Source organism: Micromonospora sp. WMMD1102 (genome assembly GCF_029626265.1).
Lineage (GTDB): Bacteria > Actinomycetota > Actinomycetes > Mycobacteriales > Micromonosporaceae > Plantactinospora.
Genome location: NZ_JARUBN010000001.1, coordinates 2737066 through 2757450 on the forward strand (window position 1 = coordinate 2737066; position 20385 = coordinate 2757450).

Sequence of the window (20385 nt, forward strand, 5' to 3'; positions counted from 1 at the left end):
ACGACGCTGCATCCCTCGATGCTAACCGTTCACTGTGGCCGGTCGCGTTGCCCCGACCGCTCGTCCGGCTCCAGCACGTCGACGGGCGGCAGCCAGCGCAGGGCCGCGAACTCGGCCGCGTCCAGACCCAACGACTCCGGAGAGGCGGAAGCTTGCAGCTCCGGTCGCTCCCCGGGGCCTCTGCCGATGATGTCGACACCGGCCGGCGTCAGCATCGACCGGCCGAAGGTGAGGGTGGCGACACTACCGTCGTCGCTGAGCCGGGCCACCCGCCACCGGCTGGTCAGTGCGGCGAGGAGATGTCGGCCGCGCCAGACGAAACCGCCGGACGCCGGGTCGAAGCGGTCGGTGCCGACGATCGACCGCGACCTCCCCGACCGGGTCCGGTAGCGGACCTCGTCCCGCAACACCAGCGGCTCGCCAGGCAGCAGGGTGTAGCTGAAGGTGGGCGCCAGCCGCCGACCGGAGAGCCACATCGGGAAGGTGGTCGCGAGCACCCGCCATGTCCCGGGCAGGGCGGCGCGAAGCTCGTCGGCACCGTACATCGAACGAGGATACGCCGGGACTTCAGCTCCGACACACCGACCTCACCTCGGACGTCGGGCGTTGTTCGCGAGGGCTGGGATTTCGGCAATCTTGTCGTCGCTGAGTGCGTCCCAGTAGATACCGAGAGGCCGCCGAGGGTGGCCGCACCAAATAACTTCGTCGGGGGTTACGACCAGGTCGACACTGAAGTCGTGTGGCGATTCGGGTAGGGGTGCGTCAAGAACTTGAAGTTGGTGGACCGTCGTGACAAGTAACGTAGCAGCCGTAATCAGACCGGCCTCAGTCAGGAGGGCGACCTCGATGTCGGAGTAACCGGCTCCCTTGCCGACGCGCACTCCGTAGCGGTTTACGGCCACGCTACCGCAAATCACCATCTCAATCGGCTGCATTTGTGCAACGTCGACGGTGGGGGCGTGGGCGGCTGCACCCGCCCCAGTGGCTATGAGGTCGGGCGGAGCGCCGAGGTTGCTTGGATCGAGTAAGTAGAACGGCCGGGGAGCGGCGAGCCTGGGAACGGCCATATAAAGCAGCTTGTGGTCCCTGAGTGCTTGCAGCCTAACCGGCAATTGGCTTTTGTCCGGGTTGGATTTGACCACCCGGGCTTGCTGCCACTGTGGTAGGTCGGCCAGTCGAGCGGACGCCCGGTCGGCACCAAGGAAGTTTGGAATCCGACCGTGTGCACCAGGAGGCAGGGTGGCACCCAACTTCTCCAGCCGGCGCCATACTTCTTCACGTACCTCCTGCTTCTCCTGGTTGATATTCATGCACCCCTCATTTCGCCATGAGTGAAAGTACCCGGTCGGTCACGTCGTCAACGCTGAGGTTGTTGCGCCATGCCTGAAGCTCTCGGCATGCGCCGAATAGGACGTTTGCCCCGCCGCCAGCCCGGGTCTGTTCGACAATGTCGATCGCCTCGTGCAGTACGGCAGTCGACTCGTCGATGTGATGTTGCCGAATGTGGGCCAGGGCAAGGTTTCCGAGGACGATAGAGCGAGACTTTTCTCGTCCACGCATGGCGAGAGATGTGGCTTCGAGTACGGCCTGGGCCTTCCGGGGTTCCCCGAGCGCCAGGTAACAGGACCCCGCCATCCGGTTGAATTGCTCGGCTGCCACGAGCCGGTGCGCTGGGTCGGCTGCGTCTACCCTCTGGAGCCAGTCCTCTGCCTGACGAAGTGCCTCCTCACATGAGGAGCGCTCTCCCATCATCGCGTTTGCTTCTCCGACGTGCAGCATCGCCAGGCCGGCCAATGCATAGCTACCAACGCTGGTCGCGAGTCGGGCTGCTTGGGCTGCTCGGGCCAACCCTCGCTTGGGCTCGCAGTCGGCGTAGAGGGCCACGAAGCCGGCGCGCAGCCGCGCATGCGCCTCAGGTAGAACATCACCGTTCTGCTTGGCGACGCCGACTGCCTGGTTGTAGTACCCGACGGCGGTCCGGCAATCCCGACGCTGCGAGGCATCCCAGACGAGCTGTCCCATTAGCATCGCCGAGGCGGCCTGTACGGTGGCCAGTGCTCGCCGGACCCCGCCAAGCGACGCGTAGGAATGTAGGAACGTGATCTCACTGTGTAGGCGTGCCGCAGTCGGTAACAGCGAGGTAGATGGCATGGTGTCGTACGTGTCGGTGATGGTGTCAAGTTCCCGGCGGAGGTAGGAGACGGTCGCGAGATCGGCTGCCCGTGGATTTTTCAACACGTACGCGAGACGACCACCCTGCCGCGTTCTCGCTTCCTCAACCTCCTCAAGCAGTTGGGCGAGTTCCTCCAAGGTCACCTGAAGAGCATTGGCGAGTCCTCGGCGTACTCACGGCTGGGGCTCCGACTCGGCACGTTCCCAGCGCACGACCGTAGTGCGATCGACACCAAGCCTCTCGGCGAGGCTTTCCTGGGTGTGCCCGACCGACTTTCGTCGGCTGACCAGACGATGTCTCCTCAAAGCCATTGCGGGTGCCTTCCGTCGTGGCTTGTCAGCAGGGGCGCCATTGGACAGTTATCCAGATCTCCGGCTGAGATGCAACATTTCCGCCTCGATTCCACGAAAGTCGCACACTGTGCCGTCGGATCCCTGGCCAGAAGGCTGGTCGTACGGCCCGGGGCGGGTGCTGTGGCCAACGGTTTCCGCCATGCCGGCGTGGCGGACTGCCGACCCCGCCCGCCTCGGTGTCGATCCACGACAGGCGCGGACGACGTCGGGAGGGCACAGGTGTACTGGTTTGCGGGAGCCGCCCGGAGGGTGGGGTGGGGTGGTGTTGCGGTTGGGGCGCTGGTGGGCGTACCCGATCAGGCTGGTGGTGGTCGGCGGTGAGCGCGGTGTATCCCAGGCTGACCTCGACGGACATCCGGTCGGTCCGGTTCGGGCGGGGGCCGTGGCGGCGCGGGTTGGACCCGGACGAGGTGTACCGGTTCCTCACCCGGCTGGCCGACGAGGTGGACCTGCTGCGGCGCGACGTCCGGGTCGCCCGCGCCGACGCGGACCGGATCAAGGCGGCGTTGCGAAGCTGGCAGACCCGGAACGCCCGGCTCACCGACGGCCGGTGCCGGGGTGATCGGCGGTGACGGACCTACCGGTCGGGCGGCCGTCCGCGGCCGTCGAGGTCTCCGACGAGATGGCGGCGCACTTCCGGGACACGATGCTGACGCACGCCAACGATCCCGACCTCGGGGTGTGCGTGCGGTGTGGGCGGAGCCGGTGCGACGAGTGGCGGTGGGCCTACGAGCGGCTGGTCCTGGCAGGCCGGCTCACCGACCTGCCGAGACCTGCCAGACCGGGCGAGGGTGGGCCGTCCTCGGAAGATGCCGGAGCTGCCGGGTGATGGTGGCGGCGGTGTGGGGGCAGGGCAGGTGGGAGGAGGTGGGCAGCGTCGCCGAACTGGATGCCCTGCTGGGTTGCCTGGCGGCGCTCGCCCCTGAACCGCAGGTGGTCGGGCTTTATCCGCCCAGGTTCCTGGAGCCGGGCTTCCGGCCGGGCATGCCGCCAGCGTTGCCGTCGTTGCAGCTCGGGCTCGGGCATCCGGTCCGGGGATTCCTTTACTGGACCGGGCCGGTCGGCAGTTCGGGCTACGAGCCGGAGTTGCCGCCGTGGCCGGCCGAAGTCGAGAGAATCGAGTTCGACTACGGCGGCGAGCGCATCGCTTGCGGTCCGGACCTGGCCAGCGTGACCCCGGGTGCGGTCCGTGATGCCGCCCTCGAGTACGCGGCGACTGGCGCCCGCCCGACCCGGGTCCGCTGGCGCGACAGTTAGCCCGGAAGTGGCACTCGGACGGCTTCTTGTGCCTCCAACAGGGCGTGTGACGCGTCACCACCGGTGCGCGGCGCTCATGACGCCATCCCGCCGGTCAGGCCCAGGGGTCGTCAGCCACGACCGGGCCGCCATCCACCGGAGCCGCACCCTGCTCGTCCCAGTCCACGGTCGTCGGTCGTTCGCCGGTGCCGACGATCTCGCGCACCACCTCGAACGCCCGTGCGGGGGTGATCCTTGTTTCGGCCGGGTGGTAGTCAGTGGCCTGGCCGCCGTAGCTGAACTCGGCGCGCAGCTTCGCAAACTGGGCCGCGCGCAACATCGCCGCCTTCAGGTAGCCGCCGGCCCGCCAGCCTTTCACCTGACCCGGCCGGATCACTTGTCGAGGCGCCGGGCCTTCCCGATCCGACCGAGGTGGGTGTCTTCGAACCCCTCGGCCGTATTGAGCCCGTAACCGAGGGCGCGGTCGACCGCGACGTGGAATGCCCACGCGATGGCCAGGACTGCGAGCCAGTCGATCGGGTCGCCGAGTGCGGTCGCGATCACGGCCACCGCGCCGAGCAGCGCCGGCAGGGTGTAGGAGTGCGCCAGGTTGTAACAGGTGGCTCCGAGTCGTGGCCCGTGCAGGTAGCCGAGCATGGACAGGTCGAAGACGAGGAAGAGGGCAAGCAGCCACCACCAGGAATACCCGGCGGTGACGGTCACGACGACGGCCAGGGCGGCAACGACAACGGCCTCGATGCGCTGCGCTGCGACCGGGTTCAGATCTGGCATCTCACACCTCGGTGCCTGTCCGGGATCGACTGGGTGTGCAGGGCCGGCGGGAAGGCCGGCCCGGCGCACGCGTACCGCGTCATCGTGAATCGTTCGTGACCGGTCAGGCGCGACCGACGACGGCGGTCACCCGGATCTCGACGCGCATCTTCGGTGCGGCGAGAGCCGCGACGCCGATCATGGTCCAGATGGGCGACCGGTCACCCATCCGCTTACGGAACTGCTCCACCATCAACTGGCCGTGGGCCTCGCCGATCGAGTCGGGGGCGTCCGGGAGGTGGAAGGAGTCCACGGATACGACGTCGCGCCAGGTGGCCCCGGCCGTGCCGAGGGTGCGCTCGACGTTGTCGAAGGCTCGGGCGATCTCTTCCTCGAGTTTCCGTTGGACAACAGCGAGGATCGGCCCGTGGCCAAGGACGTCGAGGGAACCAAGCGCAAGATCTTCGAGGCCGCCACCGCGGAGTTCGTCGCCCACGGCCCGGATGGCATCACGATCGAGCGGATCGCCAAGCGCGCCGGCGTCAACAAGGAGCGCGTCTACAACTACTACGGCAGCAAGTCCCAACTGTTCGCCGTGGTGCTCCGGGAGCAGTTCGCCACGACCGCGGGGGCCGTGCCACTCGACGCGACGGATCTCGACGCCATCGGTGAATTCGCCGGGCGGCTCTACGACTACAGCCGCGAGCACCCGCAGTTCGTCCGCCTCCTCATGTGGGAAGCGTTGTCGCACGCCGACGAGGTTCCCGACGAGGCACAGCGGCGGGACACCTACCAGCGCAGGTCAGCCGTCATCGAAGCGGGACAGGACTCCGGTCGCGTGACGTCGACATTCGCCCCGGACGTACTCCACTTCATCCTGCTCGCGATCGCCGCCTACTGGACGGTGATGCCGCAGGTCGCGCGCATGATCACCGGCACATCGGCCGAACACCCGGACGAGATCGCACAGCGCCGGGCCGACGTCGTCGCCGCCGCGCGCCGCCTTGCCGATCCCACCGGGCCCTGACCTGCTGGCGAACAACGCCAGGAACTTCGGATCGTCTGAGCCCAATCTAGGTAGCCGCTGGGAGTGACCCGCCCGGCTCGGATCCGCGCTCGGCGAGCACGCTCCGCTCCAGTTGGCGTCCAGTCTGCGCCCAGTCCGCCTCAATAGCTTCGATTCGTCGGGGCCGGCGGCCACAGGCAGGTGGGCCTGCGGCATCCGGCCCGCCGGCCGCGGGGTAGCGCGGCGCGACGGGTGGTTCCGGTGGCGGGGTTCGGTGGGGGATCCGCCACCTGCGTCCGGTCGGGCGGTCCGGCCGGACGAGGCGAACTGGGGAGGACAGGCGATGGAGACGAGGACCAGAAGAGGAATCGCGGCGGCGATGGCCCTGGCGGCCACCACGGCGGCCGTGCTGGTCGGGGTCGGCGGCAGCAGTTCGGCGGCCGATTCGGCTGACGGGCTGCGGGCATACGGGATCACGGCCAACGGTCGTTCTCTGCTCACGTTCACCACCGACGACCCGACGGTGAACGACTGGGTCAGGGCCGTCACCGGACTCAGCGTCGACACCGCGCTGATCGGCATCGACTTCCGGGTGCAGGACGGGCTGCTCTACGGGGTCGGCAACCACGGCGGCGTGTACACGATCTCGATCCCGGGCGCCGTACTCAAGAAGGTCTCGCAGCTCAGCGTTCCGTTGCAGGGTTCGGTGTTCGGGGTCGACTTCAACCCGGCGGCGAACCGGCTCCGGGTGATCAGCGACACCGGACAGAACCTGCGGCACAACATCGACAACGGCTCGGGCGCGGGCACCACGATCGTGGACGAGCCGCTCACCAACTCGCCGTCGACCACGGCGGCGACCGGGGTGACCGCTGCCGCGTACACGAACAACGACCTGAACTCGGACACCGGGACCACCCTGTTCGACCTCAACACGGTCTCGGACCAGGTTGTCATCCAGTCGCCGGCCAACGACGGCCTGCTGGTCCCGACCGGCAGGCTCGGCCCGGACGCCGGCTCCAACGCGGGCTTCGACATCTTCAGCAAGCTGACCAACGGCAAGACGACCGCACTGTCGGCCTTCGCCGTCCTGATGCTCACCGACGGCTCGGCCACGTTCTACACCGTCGACCTGCTCACCGGGGCGGCGAGCGCGGTGGGCGAGTTCCCGCTGCCGGTCGGTGACATCGCCGTCGCACTGGACGGCAGCTGACTCTTTCTCCGACCGGCAACGACCGGCCGGCGATCCCGAGCCCGCCTCCGGCACCCGGCCGGGGGCGGGCCTGTCGGCGCCGCCACCACTGCCGTCACCTCTCCGGGCCGAGGGTCCTAAGGAGACGACTGCGCCCGACGGCGGCTGCGGGAGCGTCGTAGCAACCTGGCGACGACCGCGGGCAGCAGGTGCAGCACGACGACGAGCCCGATGGTCAGGATGGCGGTCTGGCTGACGGACAGGCCGTGCAGGGCGAGCACCGACGACGCGCAGACAGCGGTGACCAGCACGTACAGGGCGATGCGCGGCGAGACTCTGGAGACATCGCGATTCGGCGTCTCCGGCGTCTCCGAGGCCGTAGGGCCGGGCGGGGCCGCCTCGGCTGTCTCGGAGCGCCGGACCAGGGTTGTGACCGCCGCCGTGACCGCGACCAGGATCGCGAACTGGAGCGCCCAGAAGGCCGCCCTGCCGACGCTGGCCCCGTTTGTCAGCGACGGCGCGGCAACCGTGCTGACCGCGAAGACGACGAAGGCCGGCGGCCAGCTGAAGAGGACGGCGGTTGTCGCTGCCTGCGCAACCCTCCTCGGCAGACTGGTCCGCGGCTGGACCTGTTGTCCGATCCGGGCGAGCAGCTCGTCCGAGGCCCACACCAGCTTGCGCACCGGGCGGTCGTCAGGGGGCGGCGGGGGTGACATGGGGCGAGCCTAGTCGGCACGCGTCGATCACCTGACGGAGGTGAGTAGGTCTGCCACGGCTGCCCGTACCGGGTCGGGGTTCGCCCAGCTCCAGTTGGGATGGGCCCGGTTGGTGAGCAGGGCGAGCACGAGTCTGCGGCCCGGGTCCACCAGCAGGGAGGGTCCGGCGAAGCCGGTGTGTCCGAAGGCGCGGGGCGAGGAGAGCCTGCCCATGAACCAGGGCTGGTCGAGGACGACGCCGAGACCGTGCGCCGAGGTGCGGTTCGGCCGGTCCGGGTCGACGGCGGGTTTGCCGGCGTTGTGGTTCGTCCGCATCCGGGCCACGGTCTCGGCGGAGAGGATGCGGGTGCCCCGGTAGGTGCCGCCGTCCAGCAGGAGTTGGCCGATGACGGCGAGGTCGGCGGCGGAGGCGAAGATCCCGGCGTGTCCGGCGATCCCGCCGAGGTGGTTGGCGACGTCGTCGTGTACGACACCGCGCAGCAGCCCCCGGGAGGATCGGGCGTCGGTGGCAACCAGTCGGGTCGCCCTGGCGCTGGCCGAGAGCCAGGTGTTGGGGTTGAAGCCGGTGGAGCGCAGGCCGAGTGGGCTGGTCAGGTTGGTCTTGAGCGCCTGGTCGAGACGCTGACCGGTGACCTTCTCCACGATCTTGCCAGCGACCATCAGGCCGACGCTGGAGTATCGGAACGTATCGCCAGGGGTGGCGCCGCTGACCAGCGGGGTGCTCAGTACGGCGTTCCACCGGGCGGTGTTGTCGGGCAGACCGGTGACCTTGGCGCCGACCGGCAGACCGCTGGTGTGGGTCAGCAGCATCTCGACGGTGACCCGCCCCTTGCCGGTGCCGCCGAACGCGGGCAGATAGTCGCGGACCGGCGCGGCCAGCTCCACCCGGCCCTTCTCGACCTGCTGGAGCAGCAGGATCGCGGTGTAGACCTTGGTGACCGAGGCCAGGTCGAAGATCGAGTCGGGGCGCATCGCAACCCGTTGACCCGCCGGGAGGAGTTTCGGCCCGGCACCGTACCGCAGTGCCTCGCCGACCGCGGTCTGCACGGTGCTGACACCCCTGTACCGGACGATGGCGACGGCGCCGGGGAAGCCACTGTGCTGGAAGGTGCTCGCGGTGGCGGGAAGGTGGCGCTTGAGCAGGGCGGTCACCTCCGCCGCGTGGCCGAGTCGGTTGCCGGGCACCGGTTCCGGTTCGGACGCGACCCCCGGGACGTCGGCCGGGGTCGCCGTGCCGGTGGGTGCCGGGCCGGCGACTCCGCCGGTGCCCGTCGTGGGTGGCTGACCACCGTTACCGCCCCAGGCCACGTCCCGACTGGCGGTGCCGGGCTCGTCGCAGCCGGTGAGGGTCGCGGTGGCGGCGGCGAGGCCGGCGCCGACCAGGGTACGACGGGTGATGCGCATGCCGGTGATCCTGGCAGCCCTGGTGCCGTCCGCACCACCGACCTGTCCGTCCAGCTGATCAGACCAACTCCTGGGCCGGCCCGGGATCCTCCCTTCGGCGCGGCCCGTCGCACAGGTCGATCGGCGGACGGCGGCCGGTGACGAGCGGAGACCCGTGCCCTGGGTACCGCTGACGCCGGACCAGCAGCGGATTCACATCCCTGGATGCATCCCGTAGGATCACCGCCGGGAGCCACCCACCATCGCGGGCAGCGCAGTCGACATGCCTGCGCTCTCAAGATTCTTCATTGTTGGTCGGCGCGTGTTCCTCGCCGGGCCAGGGCATCCCGTCGAGCGGCACAGGCGTCGGCGGAATGCTGGAGCACAGATGAAAGCCTCACGAAGAGCCCGCCACCTGATCCTCGGCGTGGTCGCCCTGCTCGTCAGCGGGTTCACGATGTTCGTCATCCACCAACCCGGCCCGGCCGCGGCGCACGGTTCGGTCACCAACCCGCCGTCCCGGAACTACGGCTGCTGGGAGCGCTGGGGAGACGACCACCTCAACCCCGACATGGCGCAGACCGACCCGATGTGTGCGCAGGCCTGGCAGGCCAACCCGAACACCATGTGGAACTGGAACGGCCTGTACCGGGAGAACGTCGGCGGCAACCACCAGGCCGCCGTCCCGGACGGGCAGCTGTGTAGCGGCGGACGTACCCAGAACGGGCTGTACGCCTCGCTGGACACGGTCGGTGCGTGGGTCGCGAAGCCGATGCCGAACAACTTCACGCTGACGCTCACCGACGGAGCCCGGCACGGCGCCGACTACATGCTGATCTACATCACCAAGCAGGGCTTCGACCCCACCAGGCAGGCGCTCACCTGGGGCAGCCTGGACCTGGTGCTGCGGACCGGCAGCTACCCGACCACCGGGCTGTACGAGGCCCAGGTGAACGCGGGCAACCGGACCGGGCGGCACGTCGTCTACACGATCTGGCAGGCGAGCCACCTCGACCAGCCGTACTACCTGTGCAGCGACGTGATCTTCGGCGGTGGCGGCGAGCCGACGAACCCGCCGACGAACCCGCCCACCAACCCGCCGACGATGCCGCCGACCACCCCGCCGACCACCCCGCCGGCTGGCAACGGTGGCTGCACCGCGACGTTCGCCAAGACGAGCGAGTGGTCCGGGGGCTTCGGCGCCCAGGTCACGGTCCGGGCCGGCAACGCAGCCATCTCCGGATGGACGGTGAACTGGACCTGGCCCAACGGCCAGAGCATCACCAGTTCGTGGAACGCGACAGTGACCTCCAGCGGGTCGTCGGTCACCGCCACGAACGTCGGGCACAACGGCTCGTTGAGCGCGAACGCCTCGACCAGTTTCGGCTTCAACGGTTCCTGGAACGGCACGAACACCGCACCCACGCTGAGCTGTACCGCCAGGTGACAGCGGTTCCGTGACGGGGGGTGGCGCCAGCCGGTGCCACCCCCTTGCGGCGTCGTCGGGAGCCGCCCGTGACGCGTGTCGGACGGCCCGGCGGGCGGTCCGGCTGACCGCGCCGGTACGCCGGTGCGGTGACCCGGCCGATGGAGGACCTGGCGCCGACGGACCGTCAGCCGACCATCTCGGCGCAGGCCCGCCACAGCCGGTCGGCCTGCTCCGGGTCGACCGCGTGGTACGAGACCGACGAGGCGAGGTCGGCGTCGTCCGTCGGCAGCACGGTGACCGGAGTCGCCTCCGCGCAGTCGTTGAAGTAGCGGCCGGTGACACCGTCCAGCAACGGCGAGGTGGCCACCAGCACGGAGGTGGCCGCACCCTGCTGCGGGCTCTTCTGGAGATCGGCCGGTACGCCGAGATCACCGCCGATGTACTGCTGGAGGCCGGTGGCGATCGCGCCGGGGTTGACGGCGTTGGCGGTGATCGCCCGGTCGGCCCAACGGCTGGCGGCGCCGACCGCGAAGAGCGCCACCGCGGTCTTCGCCTGGGCGTACGCCAGCCGGGGATGGTACTCGCGGTGCAGATAGTGGATGTCCTCGAAGACGACGGGGGAGAGGTGGTGGGCGCTCGAACTGACCGAGACGATCCGGGCGCCGCCGGCCCGGGTCAGTGCGTCGCGCAGCCCGACCGCGAGCAGGTAGTGGCCGAGGTGGTTGACGGCGAACTGCACCTCCCAGCCTTCCGGGGTCCGGCGCAGTTCGGGCACCGCCATCACTCCGGCGTTGTTGACCAGGATGTGCAGCGGTCCTGCCCAGGCGTCGACGAAGGCGCGGATGGACGAGACGTCGGTCAGTTCGAGCGCGGCGCCCCGTACCTCGGGATTTCCGGTGGACGTCGCGATGTCGTACGCCGCCTCGTCGGCGTTGCCGTCCTGGGCGGTCACGGTCACCTGCGCCCCCGCACCGGCCAGCGCCCGGGCCGTCTCCAGCCCGATCCCGGAGGCCCCTCCGGTCACGACGGCCCGCCGCCCGGACAGGTCGGTCCCGGCGACGACCTCGGCGGCGGTCGAATGCCGCCCGTACGGTGTGACGATCCGTTCCATGATCCGTCTCTCGTGATTGGTCGCGCCGTGATTGGTCGGGTTCGGAGAGGTCTGTCCGGTAACCGCGCCAGCCGCCGCTCCCATGATCGTCCGCCCTACCCGGGCAGCATTCCCGCCGGACACCACTTCAAGCCCTCGGCGGGCGGCGGGGTCGAGTCGTGCCGCAATTGTCGGATTGGCTCCTGTATCCGGGGATCCTCCCTATCGTGGCATCGTGATGTCCGGCAGATTCCCGAGGCGGTGGCGGTGACCGGTCCGCGTCGGCGTCTGGGGAAGGCCCGCGAACTGCTGGTCGAACGGTGGCGTCAGTTCCGAGCCGTCGAGGTGGTGGTGGCCCAGAGCGCTGTGGCCGCGGCGCTGGCCTGGTTCCTGGCCGCCGGGGTACTCGGCAACCCGCAGCCGGTCTTCGCTCCGATCGCGGCCATGATCACACTGGGGATATCGACGGGTCAGCGCCTGCGCCGGGCGGTGGAACTGGTGCTCGGAGTCATCGCCGGCATCGCCGTCGGCGACGGGCTGATCTACGTGATCGGGACGGGCGCCTGGCAGATCGGGGTCGGCGCCGCGCTGGCGATGAGCGTGACGATCCTGGCCGGCGGGTCGGCCGGAGTGGTCTCCCAGGCCGCCACCTCGTCGGTACTGGTGGCGACCCTGCGCCCGCCGAGCGAGGGGATCTACTTCACCCGCATCATCGACGCCCTGATCGGCGGTGCGGTGGCGTTGGCGGTGATGGCCCTGGTGCTGCCGGTGAACCCGGTGACCGTGGTGTCCCGGGTGGCCCGCCCGGCCCTGGACGTACTCGTCGAGGGGTTGACGGTGACCGCGCGCGGCCTCGCCGAGCGTGATCAGGACCCGCTACAGGAGGCGCTTGCCACGCTGACCCGGGGCGAGGACAAGCTCGAGGAGTTCTACCAGGTGCTGCCGGAGGGGCGGGAGGCCGCCACCATCGCCCCGGTGCGTTGGCGGGCGCGTGCCGCCCTACAGCACTACATGAAGGCGGCCGAGTACATCGAACGCGCCGTGCGCAACGCCCGGGTGCTGACCAGGCGGGCGGTGACCCTGCTGCGCGACGACGAACCGGCGCCGAGGGAACTCGTCGAGTCCATCTGCAGCCTGGCCGAGGCCGCGAAGGTGGTGCAGCGGGACCTGCGCCGGGGTGTCATCCCCAAGACGTGCACCGCGATGGTGTGCCGGGCCGTGGAGCAGGCGAGTGCCGCCTACCGGCAGGGGCTGGGCTTTTCCGGCAACGTGGTCGTCGCGCAGATCCGCGCCATCGCCACCGACCTGCTCGGCACGGCCGGACTGCCGCACGACGAGGCGGAGCGGGAGGTACGCCGGGTCGGCGGTACGCCGGGGGACAACCTGGAAACCGGGAACGGATCCGGGGAGGACTCGGATCCGTCCGGGCGACGGTGAGTGCGTCGTCGCGCCGGCCTTCAGCGCGGTCGACGAGGCGAGCGTACCGGCGGTGATCGCCACCGCCGCCTCCACGACGTTGTAGGTGATCGTGGCGGCGACCAGCAGCCGTACCCGGCGGACGAGCGCGGCGCGCCGGTCCGGTGTCGGGCCGGGCGGCCGGAGCCCGATCGGCGCCGTCATCAGCAGCACCCCTTCGCGGCGGCGTCCGGGCAGGCGGCCGGGTCCACCGCCAGCACCAGGCCCAGCAGGTCGCCCAGGGCGTGCGCCAGCCGGGCGTCGGCCAGCTCGTAACGGGTCCGGCGACCCTCGGGCGCGGCGACCACCAGGCCGCAGCCGCGCAGGCAGGCGAGATGGTTCGACAGGTTCTGCCGGGTGGTGCCGAGCAGTTCGGCCAGTTCGGCCGGGTAGCCCGGACCGTCGCGCAGGGCCAGCAGCAGTCGCGCCCGGGTCGGGTCCGACAGCGCGTGACCGAACCGGGCCAGCACCTGTCCGTGCGTCAACGTCTGCACCGGATCACAGTACATCAGATGATGTACTGTTCGGGCCTGCTCGGTGTGGGAGAGCCATCGTGGCCCGGTGTCCACTTGGTGCCATGTCGCCTCTGCGGCAGCACAGGTTGATGACCGACGAAATGCTCCGGCCACAGACTCCGACTGGCGCCGTTGCCGGCGTCCACGCCGAAGTCGAGGAGCAACCGTCATGTCACCTCCGCTGCGCCGTACCGCTGCCGGGCTGGCCGCCGTACTCGCGCTCACCGCCGTGGGGCCACCGGCCGCCGCCGCGCCCCGGCCCGTCGTACCGCCCGGCGCCGGGTCGCCGGACCGGGCAGGCGCGGCCACCGCCGGGGCGCGGGTCACCCTGATCACCGGTGACGTCGTCGAGGTATCGCCGGCCGGCGCCGGCCGGTACGCGGCCACGGTCCGCCCGGCCGCCGGACGGGAGCGGATCACCTTCCACACCGTCGAGTCCGACGGCGGACTGCGGGTACTGCCCAGCGACGTCGTGCCGTACGTCTCGGCCGGCGCCCTGGACCCAGACCTGTTCGACGTCGAGGAGCTGATCGCCGACGGGTACGCCGACAACGCCTCGGCCAGCCTGCCGCTGATCGTCCGCTACCAGGACCCGGCCGCCGGCGCCCGCGCCCTGGCCGGTACCACCGCCACCCGGCCGCTGACCAGCATCGGCGGCGCGGCCCTGGCCGCCGGGAAGGACTCGCTGGCCGGATTCTGGCAAACCGTCGGGCAGACCGGGAAGGCCGGCCCGGCGCGCTCCGCCGCCACCACCCTCGGCGGCGGGCTCCGGCAGATCTGGCTGGACGGCCGGGTCCGGCCGGTGCTGGACCTCAGCGTCGCCCAGATCGGCGCCCCGGCCGCCTGGCAGGCCGGCCTGGACGGTGCCGGGGTCACGGTGGCGGTGCTGGACACCGGCGTCGACCAGACCCATCCGGACCTGGCCGGCAGGGTGACGCAGGCCCGGGACTTCAGCGGCAGCCCGGACGCCACCGACCACCACGGACACGGTACGCACGTCGCGGCGACCGTCGCCGGCACCGGCGCCGGATCCGCCGGCACTCGCAAGGGGGTGGCCCCGGGTGCGAGCCTGCTGGCCGGCAAGGTGCTCGGTGACGACGGCAGCGGCTACGACTCCTGGATCATCGCCGGAATGGAGTGGGCCGCCGAGCAGGGCGCGGCAGTGGTCAACCTGAGCCTCGGCGGCGGGCCGACCGACGGCACCGACCCGCTCAGCGAGGCGGTGGACCGGATCACCGCCGACACCGGCACCCTCTTCGTGGTCGCCGCCGGCAACGAGGGCGCGAACTACAGCGTCGGTACCCCCGGTGCGGCCCGGTCCGCGCTGACCGTCGGTGCGGTCGACCGGGACGAGTCGCTGGCCGACTTCTCCAGCCGGGGTCCCCGACTCGGTGACGAGGGACTCAAGCCGGACATCACCGCCCCTGGGGTGGACATCGTCGCCGCCCGCGCCGCCGGTACCGGCATGGGCCGGCCGGTCGACGACCACTACACCGCCGCCTCCGGCACCTCGATGGCGACGCCGCACGTGGCCGGCGCGGCGGCACTGCTGGCCCAGGCCCACCCGGACTGGTCGGCGGCCCGGCTGAAGGACGCACTGGTCAGCACCGCCCGGAGCAACCCGGAACTGTCGGTGTTCGAGCAGGGCACCGGCCGGGTGGACGTGGCGCGCGCCGTCGGCCAGCGGCTGCACGCCACCGGCCAGGTCGACTTCGGCCTGCACACCGACCCGGACGGCACCGCGACCGCCCGCGCCGGTGCGGCGGCGGTGCCGGTCGGCAGGAGTGTCAGCTACACGAACGACGGGCCGACCCCGGTCACCCTCACCCTCGCCGTCGAACTGGTCAACGTAGCCAGCGGGATGCCGGAGACGGACGCCGTCACCACCGGCTCCGGAACCGTCACCGTGCCCGCCGGAGGTTCGGTGCAGGTCCCCGTCACCCTCGACCTGGCCAAACTCGACCGGGGGCTCTTCGGCGGACAGATCGTCGCGACCGGCCCGGACGGGGTGCACGCCAGTACGGCGGTCGGCGTCAGCCTGGACGGGCCCCGGCACACGGTCAGCTTCCGCGCGGTCGGCCGGGCCGGCCAGCCGGTTGCGGTGCCGGTGCTCGCGGTGATGGGCGACAGCTACCGCTGGGACAACCTCAACTTCCTCTGGCCGGGCCTGACCCGGACCATCGAGGTGGCCGAGGGGCCCTACCTGCTGCACGCCCTGATCGAGGACGGCGGCGTACTCGACGAGCAGGCCACCCTGATCACCGATCCCGAACTGCGGGTCGACCGGGACATCGAGGTACTCCTCGACGCCCGCCGGGGCACCCCGATCCGGATCGAGACGCCGCGCCCGGCCGAGCAGCAGGCGGTACTGAGCTACTACGTGCACCGGGTCACCGGCACCGGCCGGCAGATCAGCCACGGCACCATGCACTTCAGTACGGTGCAGCAGGTGAACGTCACCCCGACCCGCAAGCCGAGCGCCGGGGCGTACGAGTTCTCCTCCCGGTGGCAGCTCGTCGCGCCGATGGTGCGCACCGAGGTACCCGGGGTTCCCGGCCCGCTCGACGTCAACCTGACCGGCCAGTCCCCGGCGTACGACGGGACCCGCCGGTTCCGGCTCGTGCACGCCGGCCGGGGCAGCCCGGAGGAGCTGGCGGCGGCGAAGGTGCGCGGCGCGGCGGTGCTGGTCGAGTCCTCAGACGAACCGGCCGGGGAGGACGCGCCGAGCGAGAGCGAGGTGACCGCGGCGGCGGCCGAGGCGGGCGCGGCGGTGACCCTGATGGTGCGCCCGGCGGACTGGTCGGCCTGGACGGTCTGGCGGCCCACCGGGGACCGGGAACCGATCCCGATGCTGGCCGTGGCACACGACGACGGCCAGCGGCTGATCGCCCGGGCCCACCGGAAGGCGGCGACGGTCGAGCTGACCCTCACCACCTCCAGCCCCTACCTCTACGACGTGCAGCACGTCGAACGGAACCGGATCCCGGACCGGATCGTCTACCGGGTTACCGCGAACAACTCGACAAGGATCACCACTCGGTACGCCGACAACGGCGGATTCCCCTGGGCAAAGGAGCAGAGGTTCGGATGGCGCCCCTGGCAGACCTATGCATGGAACGACACGTCCCGGTTCGTGGCCACTCCCAAGGAGCGCGAGGAGTGGGTGACCACCGGCGACGCGCTCTGGCAGCACCGGGTCAGCCACGAGTGGCCCTGGAACGATTTCGGCGCCCTCCAAACCGGGATGACCGAACCGCCCACCAGCTACCGCGCCGGTAGGGCCGAGCAGACCTGGATCGCCCCGGTGGTCCGTCCCAACTCGCCGCGCGGGGTACCCGAGCTGGTCTCCAGCCGGACCGGTGACACCCTGGCGCTGCGGGTGCCGGAGTTCGTCGACGCCGAGGGCCACCACACGATCGGCGAGGCGACCCGGGTGTCCGGGACGCTGTGGCGGGACGGGAAGCTGCTGGCCGAGCTGCCGGACGCCCGGCGGGACGTACCCACCACCGGGCCGGAGGCCGGTTACCGGCTGGCCCTGACCACCGAGCGCGACGGTGCGGAGTGGAGCTGGGGCACCCGTACCGAGACGGTGTGGCAGTTCCGTTCCGGTCGGTCCGCCGGCGACGGGGCGCGGCCGCTGCCGCTGTTGCAGCTCGACTACGCGGTGCCGGTGGACCTGACCGGCCGGGCCGCCGGTCGGCGGCACACCGTGGGGCTGACCCTCCGGCACCAGGACGGGCACCCCGCTGCCCGGGGCACCAGCCTGACCGTCGAGGTCTCCTTCGACGAGGGTGCCAGCTGGCGGCGGGTCCCGGTCACCGGGCACGGCAACGCCTACCGGGCCAGCGTTCCGGCCGGCGAGGGCACGGTGTCGCTGCGGGTCGGGGCCACCGACCGGTCCGGCAACGCGGTCACCCAGACCGTGATCCGGGCGTACGGCCTGCGCTGACCGGGTTCCGGGCGGCACAGTCTGTGCTGATCGGCTCCGGGAGGGACGGCGATCCGGTCGTCCCGCCCGGAGCCGGGTGGTGTCTGTCGTCCCGCCGGTCAGAGCCAGCCCCGGCGGGCGGCCTGGAACGCCAGCCCGGTACGGGTGTCCACCCCGGCCAGCGCCATCAGCCGTTCCAGCCGGCGCTGGACGGTCCGGCGACTGACGCCGAGCTGCGAGGCGATCGACTTGTCGGGGAAGCCGGCCACGAAGAGCGAGAGCAGGAACCGCTCACCGTCGTCCAGCGCGTCGTCGGGCGGCGCCCCGGCGAGACCACCCCGCTCGGCGTCCCAGCGGATCGGGGTGGCCCGGTCCCAGTGGCTCTCGAAGAGGGCCAGCAGGGCGTCGAGCAATTCACTGCGCCGGATCAGCGCGGCGGTCGGCTCGCCGACGTCGCGCTCGTCGTCCGGCACCAGCGGGCAGATCGCGGTCGACCGGTCGGCGATGGCGATCCGGACCGGCAACCTCGGCAGGGACCGGGCGTCCTCCCCGGCGCGTACGCTCTCGGCGATGCTCTCCAGCTCGCCGGGCGTCTCCAGCAGCGCCCGCTCGTAGATCGCCCGGTACCGCACCCCACGGGCCAGCGCCCCGGACTCCTCGGCGTTCTCCGCGCCGGACATGGCGAGCGGGTTGGCCCGGCAGAACCAGAGGATTTCCACCCGGGCCGACTCCTGGAGGTCACGCAGCCGGTCCCGCAACGCGGCCGTACCGACCACCACCTCCACCAGATGGTCGGCGTTGCGGCGCCGGACGCTGCTCCGGTACTCCTCGGTCAGCGCGGCGACCGCCTGCCGGGCGGTCTCCAGCGACTCCTGCCGGCGCAGCAGGGTGTTGCCGAGGGCGACGTCCGGCGGCAACGGTTCGAAGATCCGTTCCGGCCCGGGACGGGCCACCGCGAGTCCCTTGTCCCGCAGGCCGTCCAGCAGCCCGGCGGCCTCCTCCAGCGGCATCCCGGCCTGCCCGGCGAGGTCGGCGGGCCCGGCCGCGGAGAGCCGCAGCAGCATCCGGTACGCCTGCTCCTCCGGTGGCCGCAGCAGGCCGTTGTCGTCGGACATCCCCGTTCCCCCTACTTCCCGTCGACCCGGTCGGCTCCACGACGCGGGGGAGCCGCCCGGGAGGTGCCCGTCAGTCCGTCGGCAGGAGCGGACGCATGAAGGTCCGCTCGTACCGGATGACACAGCCGGAGTCCTCGCGGATCCGGTCGGCCGCGACGAACTCGGGGTCGACGCCGAAATGGGCCCGGTAGCGCTCGTAGGCCGCCAGGCTCTCGAAGCTGAACAGCGCTTCGGCCCGGTCGCTGGCGCCCTCGGCGGGCAGGAAGTAGCCGTGGTGCACACCGCCGTGCCTGGCGACCAGGCGCATCCAGGTGCGGGCGAACCGTTCGAACGCGTCGATCTGCGCGGGGTCGATGGTGTAGTGCACGACGCAGGTGATCATGCTCGTACGGTACGCGTCAAAGTCCGCCGACCGCACCGAGCCGGGGTGGCCGCCCGAACGTCAGGCGGCGGCCGGAAACAGGCTCTGGTAGCCGGGAAGGTGCCGGATTGGTTCGAGCCGGTGGGACACGAGGGAGTACCAGACCCAGCTGCCCCGCTTTTCGCGCTTGAGGATACCGGCGTCGACGAGGACCTTGAGATGGTGGCTATCAGAGCCACCTCGGCCTGCTGGGTGGAAAATCCGAAGCCGAGCGTCAATGCGGTTCTGCGGTACGGCTCAGTGCCTGGTTGGTACGGAGAGCTGGTCGAGCAGTCGTCGGACGCGGCGTTCGATCTCGTCGCGGATCGGCCGGACCTGGTCGGCGGTCCTGCCGGCGGGGTCGTCGAGGTCCCAGTTCTCGTAGCGGGTGCCGGGGAAGATCGGGCAGGCGTCGCCGCAGCCCATGGTGACCACGACGTCGGCGGCCCGGACCACCTCGTCCGTCCAGGGTTTCGGGTACTCGGTGGAAATGTCGATGCCGCGTTCGGCCATTGCGGCGACCGCCGCGGGGTTGACCTCGGTGCCCGGCTCGGAGCCGCCGGACCAGGCGACGGCGCGGTCGCCGGCGAGATGGTGGAAGAAGCCGAGGGCCATCTGGCTGCGTCCGGCGTTGTGGACGCAGAGGAACAGCACGACCGGCCGGCCGTCCTGGTGCAGGCCCTCGACCCGGGCCAGAGCCTGTAGCCGCTGTCGGGCGAACCGTTCGGCCAGCAGTGGGAGGAAGTGCGGAACCGTGCTGGCCAGGGCGAACTGGTCGTAGCTGGTGTGCAGGAACCGTTCGACCGTCTCGGTTCCGTAGACCCCGCCGAACTCGTCGGCGAGTCGTACGGCGGCGGTGCGCAGGGCAAGTTGCTGGTCGATCGAGATGTCGGGGCGGCGATGCGTGGTGAGGTCAGTCATGGTCTTCTCCCGGAAGCAGGATGGAGGCCAGCCGCTCGACGCGGGTGGCGATGTCGGCGAACGCCGACTCGAACGCGTCGTCGGTGTCGGCTCGTGCGGGATCCGGCACCGACCAGTGCAGTCGCGGCCGGGCGCCAGTGGGCAGGTGCTCGTGTGCGTTGTCGCAGACCGCGATGACGAGGTCGTCCTCGCGGACCAGGTCATCGACATGTGTGGTGCGGGTCGGAGCCAGGCGCAGGCCGTGGCGGCGGGCGACCCGCAGCGCCCGGGGATGGACCCGCTCGGCCGGTTCGGTGCCCGCCGACGCCGCCGGCACCCGGCTGTGGCCGGCCCACAGCGCGGCGGCCAGTTGCGAACGGGCGGAGTTGTGCGTGCAGACGAACACCACCCGGACGGCCTCCGGTGCGGGCGGTGCCGAGATCACCGTCAGGGTTTCCGGGACGAGTCGCAGGTAACTGCGTCGTCGGTCGCCCTCGGACCGGCTCCGGGCGACGAGGCCGCTGTCCTGCAGCACCTTCAGGTGGTGGGCGACCAGATTGGTCGGCATCCGCAGGGCCTCGCCGACCTCGCCGGGGGAGGCGTCGCCGAGTGTGAGGATGTCGACGATCGCCAACCGGGCCGGGTCGCCCAACGCGGCGTGCACCCGGGCCCGGAAATCCAGGGAAGACATCTCAGCGTTCATTGAGTCAATGATTGCTGAGC

22 protein-coding genes and 1 pseudogene are annotated in these 20385 nt (G+C 71.0%); 8 read left to right on the forward strand and 15 right to left on the reverse strand.

Going from position 1 to position 20385, the window contains the following annotated elements:
- Positions 1-29 precede the first annotated feature (29 nt).
- The 3 genes from O7626_RS12075 to O7626_RS12085 are packed head-to-tail and all read right to left on the reverse strand — an operon-like array spanning position 30 to position 2316.
- On the reverse strand, positions 30-545 hold the full coding sequence (locus tag O7626_RS12075) for a hypothetical protein (protein ID WP_278061256.1): 516 nt from the start codon (positions 543-545) through the stop codon (positions 30-32).
- 42 nt (positions 546-587) lie between these two features.
- Positions 588-1310 (reverse strand): 5-formyltetrahydrofolate cyclo-ligase, encoded by a 723-nt coding sequence (locus tag O7626_RS12080; protein WP_278061257.1) that lies wholly within the window; start codon positions 1308-1310, stop codon positions 588-590.
- 7 nt (positions 1311-1317) lie between these two features.
- Positions 1318-2316, reverse strand: a complete 999-nt coding sequence (locus tag O7626_RS12085; protein WP_278061258.1) for a transcriptional regulator — start codon at positions 2314-2316, stop codon at positions 1318-1320.
- Between the two features lie 527 nt (positions 2317-2843).
- On the opposite strand from O7626_RS12085, the gene O7626_RS12090 reads away from it, so the two are divergent.
- Genes O7626_RS12090 through O7626_RS12100 form a run of 3 tightly spaced genes read left to right on the forward strand, consistent with a single transcriptional unit; the run spans position 2844 to position 3783 of the window.
- Complete coding sequence (locus O7626_RS12090; RefSeq protein WP_278061259.1) at positions 2844-3098, forward strand: DivIVA domain-containing protein; 255 nt, start codon at positions 2844-2846, stop codon at positions 3096-3098.
- The gene (locus O7626_RS12095) at positions 3095-3355 is read left to right on the forward strand and encodes a hypothetical protein (protein ID WP_278061260.1); all 261 of its coding nucleotides are present in this window, start codon (positions 3095-3097) and stop codon (positions 3353-3355) included. Before O7626_RS12090 ends, O7626_RS12095 begins: the two co-directional genes overlap by 4 nt.
- Positions 3356-3393: 38 nt before the next feature.
- Complete coding sequence (locus tag O7626_RS12100) at positions 3394-3783, forward strand: Imm1 family immunity protein (RefSeq protein WP_278061261.1); 390 nt, start codon at positions 3394-3396, stop codon at positions 3781-3783.
- A 94-nt stretch (positions 3784-3877) separates the two neighbouring features.
- On the opposite strand, the gene O7626_RS12105 is transcribed toward O7626_RS12100, so the two are convergent.
- The 3 genes from O7626_RS12105 to O7626_RS12115 all read right to left on the reverse strand — a co-directional run bounded on the left by O7626_RS12105 (position 3878) and on the right by O7626_RS12115 (position 5029).
- Complete coding sequence (locus tag O7626_RS12105) at positions 3878-4159, reverse strand: Imm1 family immunity protein (RefSeq protein ID WP_278061262.1); 282 nt, start codon at positions 4157-4159, stop codon at positions 3878-3880.
- Positions 4156-4554: a DUF4260 domain-containing protein gene (locus tag O7626_RS12110; protein WP_278061263.1), complete on the reverse strand. Its 399-nt coding sequence runs from the start codon at positions 4552-4554 to the stop codon at positions 4156-4158. Before O7626_RS12110 ends, O7626_RS12105 begins: the two co-directional genes overlap by 4 nt.
- 103 nt (positions 4555-4657) lie before the next feature.
- Positions 4658-5029, reverse strand: a complete 372-nt coding sequence (locus O7626_RS12115) for a Rid family hydrolase (RefSeq protein WP_278061264.1) — start codon at positions 5027-5029, stop codon at positions 4658-4660.
- Here O7626_RS12115 and O7626_RS12120 point away from each other — a divergent pair.
- Both O7626_RS12120 and O7626_RS12125 read left to right on the forward strand, forming a co-directional pair.
- A complete protein-coding gene (locus O7626_RS12120) occupies positions 4961-5560 on the forward strand; it encodes a TetR family transcriptional regulator (RefSeq protein ID WP_278061265.1) in 600 nt (199 codons plus the stop codon). The two genes, O7626_RS12115 and O7626_RS12120, sit on opposite strands and share 69 nt — an antisense overlap.
- 322 nt (positions 5561-5882) lie before the next feature.
- On the forward strand, positions 5883-6752 hold the full coding sequence (locus tag O7626_RS12125; protein WP_278061266.1) for a DUF4394 domain-containing protein: 870 nt from the start codon (positions 5883-5885) through the stop codon (positions 6750-6752).
- A gap of 116 nt (positions 6753-6868) precedes the next feature.
- Here the strand turns inward: O7626_RS12125 and O7626_RS12130 are convergent, their stop codons facing one another.
- Both O7626_RS12130 and O7626_RS12135 read right to left on the reverse strand, forming a co-directional pair.
- Entirely contained in the window at positions 6869-7447 is a 579-nt protein-coding gene (locus O7626_RS12130; protein WP_278061267.1) for a hypothetical protein, read from the reverse strand.
- 27 nt (positions 7448-7474) lie between these two features.
- On the reverse strand, positions 7475-8851 hold the full coding sequence (locus tag O7626_RS12135) for a serine hydrolase (protein WP_278061268.1): 1377 nt from the start codon (positions 8849-8851) through the stop codon (positions 7475-7477).
- Positions 8852-9218: 367 nt separating this feature from the next.
- Here O7626_RS12135 and O7626_RS12140 point away from each other — a divergent pair, with 367 nt between their 5' ends.
- Positions 9219-10277, forward strand: coding sequence for a lytic polysaccharide monooxygenase (locus O7626_RS12140; RefSeq protein ID WP_278061269.1), 1059 nt, complete (start codon positions 9219-9221; stop codon positions 10275-10277).
- A gap of 166 nt (positions 10278-10443) precedes the next feature.
- Here O7626_RS12140 and O7626_RS12145 read toward each other — a convergent pair whose 3' ends face one another.
- Complete coding sequence (locus O7626_RS12145; protein WP_278061270.1) at positions 10444-11370, reverse strand: SDR family NAD(P)-dependent oxidoreductase; 927 nt, start codon at positions 11368-11370, stop codon at positions 10444-10446.
- 246 nt (positions 11371-11616) lie between these two features.
- Here O7626_RS12145 and O7626_RS12150 point away from each other — a divergent pair, with 246 nt between their 5' ends.
- Positions 11617-12786: an FUSC family protein gene (locus tag O7626_RS12150; RefSeq protein ID WP_278061271.1), complete on the forward strand. Its 1170-nt coding sequence runs from the start codon at positions 11617-11619 to the stop codon at positions 12784-12786.
- Positions 12787-12807: 21 nt separating this feature from the next.
- Here O7626_RS12150 and O7626_RS12155 read toward each other — a convergent pair.
- Together O7626_RS12155 and O7626_RS12160 are read right to left on the reverse strand one after the other, a co-directional pair.
- Positions 12808-12969 (reverse strand): annotated as a pseudogene (locus O7626_RS12155) (cation transporter); the annotation flags it as partial.
- Complete coding sequence (locus O7626_RS12160; protein ID WP_278061272.1) at positions 12969-13298, reverse strand: metalloregulator ArsR/SmtB family transcription factor; 330 nt, start codon at positions 13296-13298, stop codon at positions 12969-12971. The gene O7626_RS12160 and the pseudogene O7626_RS12155, both read right to left, overlap by 1 nt.
- A gap of 190 nt (positions 13299-13488) precedes the next feature.
- On the opposite strand from O7626_RS12160, the gene O7626_RS12165 reads away from it, so the two are divergent.
- On the forward strand, positions 13489-17268 hold the full coding sequence (locus O7626_RS12165; protein WP_278061273.1) for a S8 family serine peptidase: 3780 nt from the start codon (positions 13489-13491) through the stop codon (positions 17266-17268).
- Positions 17269-17366: 98 nt separating this feature from the next.
- On the opposite strand, the gene O7626_RS12170 is transcribed toward O7626_RS12165, so the two are convergent.
- The 4 genes from O7626_RS12170 to O7626_RS12185 all read right to left on the reverse strand — a co-directional run bounded on the left by O7626_RS12170 (position 17367) and on the right by O7626_RS12185 (position 20353).
- Positions 17367-18362 carry a helix-turn-helix domain-containing protein gene (locus O7626_RS12170; RefSeq protein ID WP_278061274.1) on the reverse strand — a complete coding sequence of 332 codons (996 nt, stop codon included), beginning with the start codon at positions 18360-18362 and terminating at the stop codon, positions 17367-17369.
- Positions 18363-18432: 70 nt separating this feature from the next.
- Positions 18433-18744, reverse strand: coding sequence for an NIPSNAP family protein (locus O7626_RS12175; RefSeq protein WP_278061275.1), 312 nt, complete (start codon positions 18742-18744; stop codon positions 18433-18435).
- A gap of 276 nt (positions 18745-19020) precedes the next feature.
- Positions 19021-19683, reverse strand: a complete 663-nt coding sequence (locus O7626_RS41515; RefSeq protein ID WP_347404778.1) for an arsenate reductase ArsC — start codon at positions 19681-19683, stop codon at positions 19021-19023.
- Positions 19676-20353 (reverse strand): helix-turn-helix domain-containing protein, encoded by a 678-nt coding sequence (locus O7626_RS12185; RefSeq protein WP_278061276.1) that lies wholly within the window; start codon positions 20351-20353, stop codon positions 19676-19678. Before O7626_RS12185 ends, O7626_RS41515 begins: the two co-directional genes overlap by 8 nt.
- Positions 20354-20385: the final 32 nt, after the last annotated feature.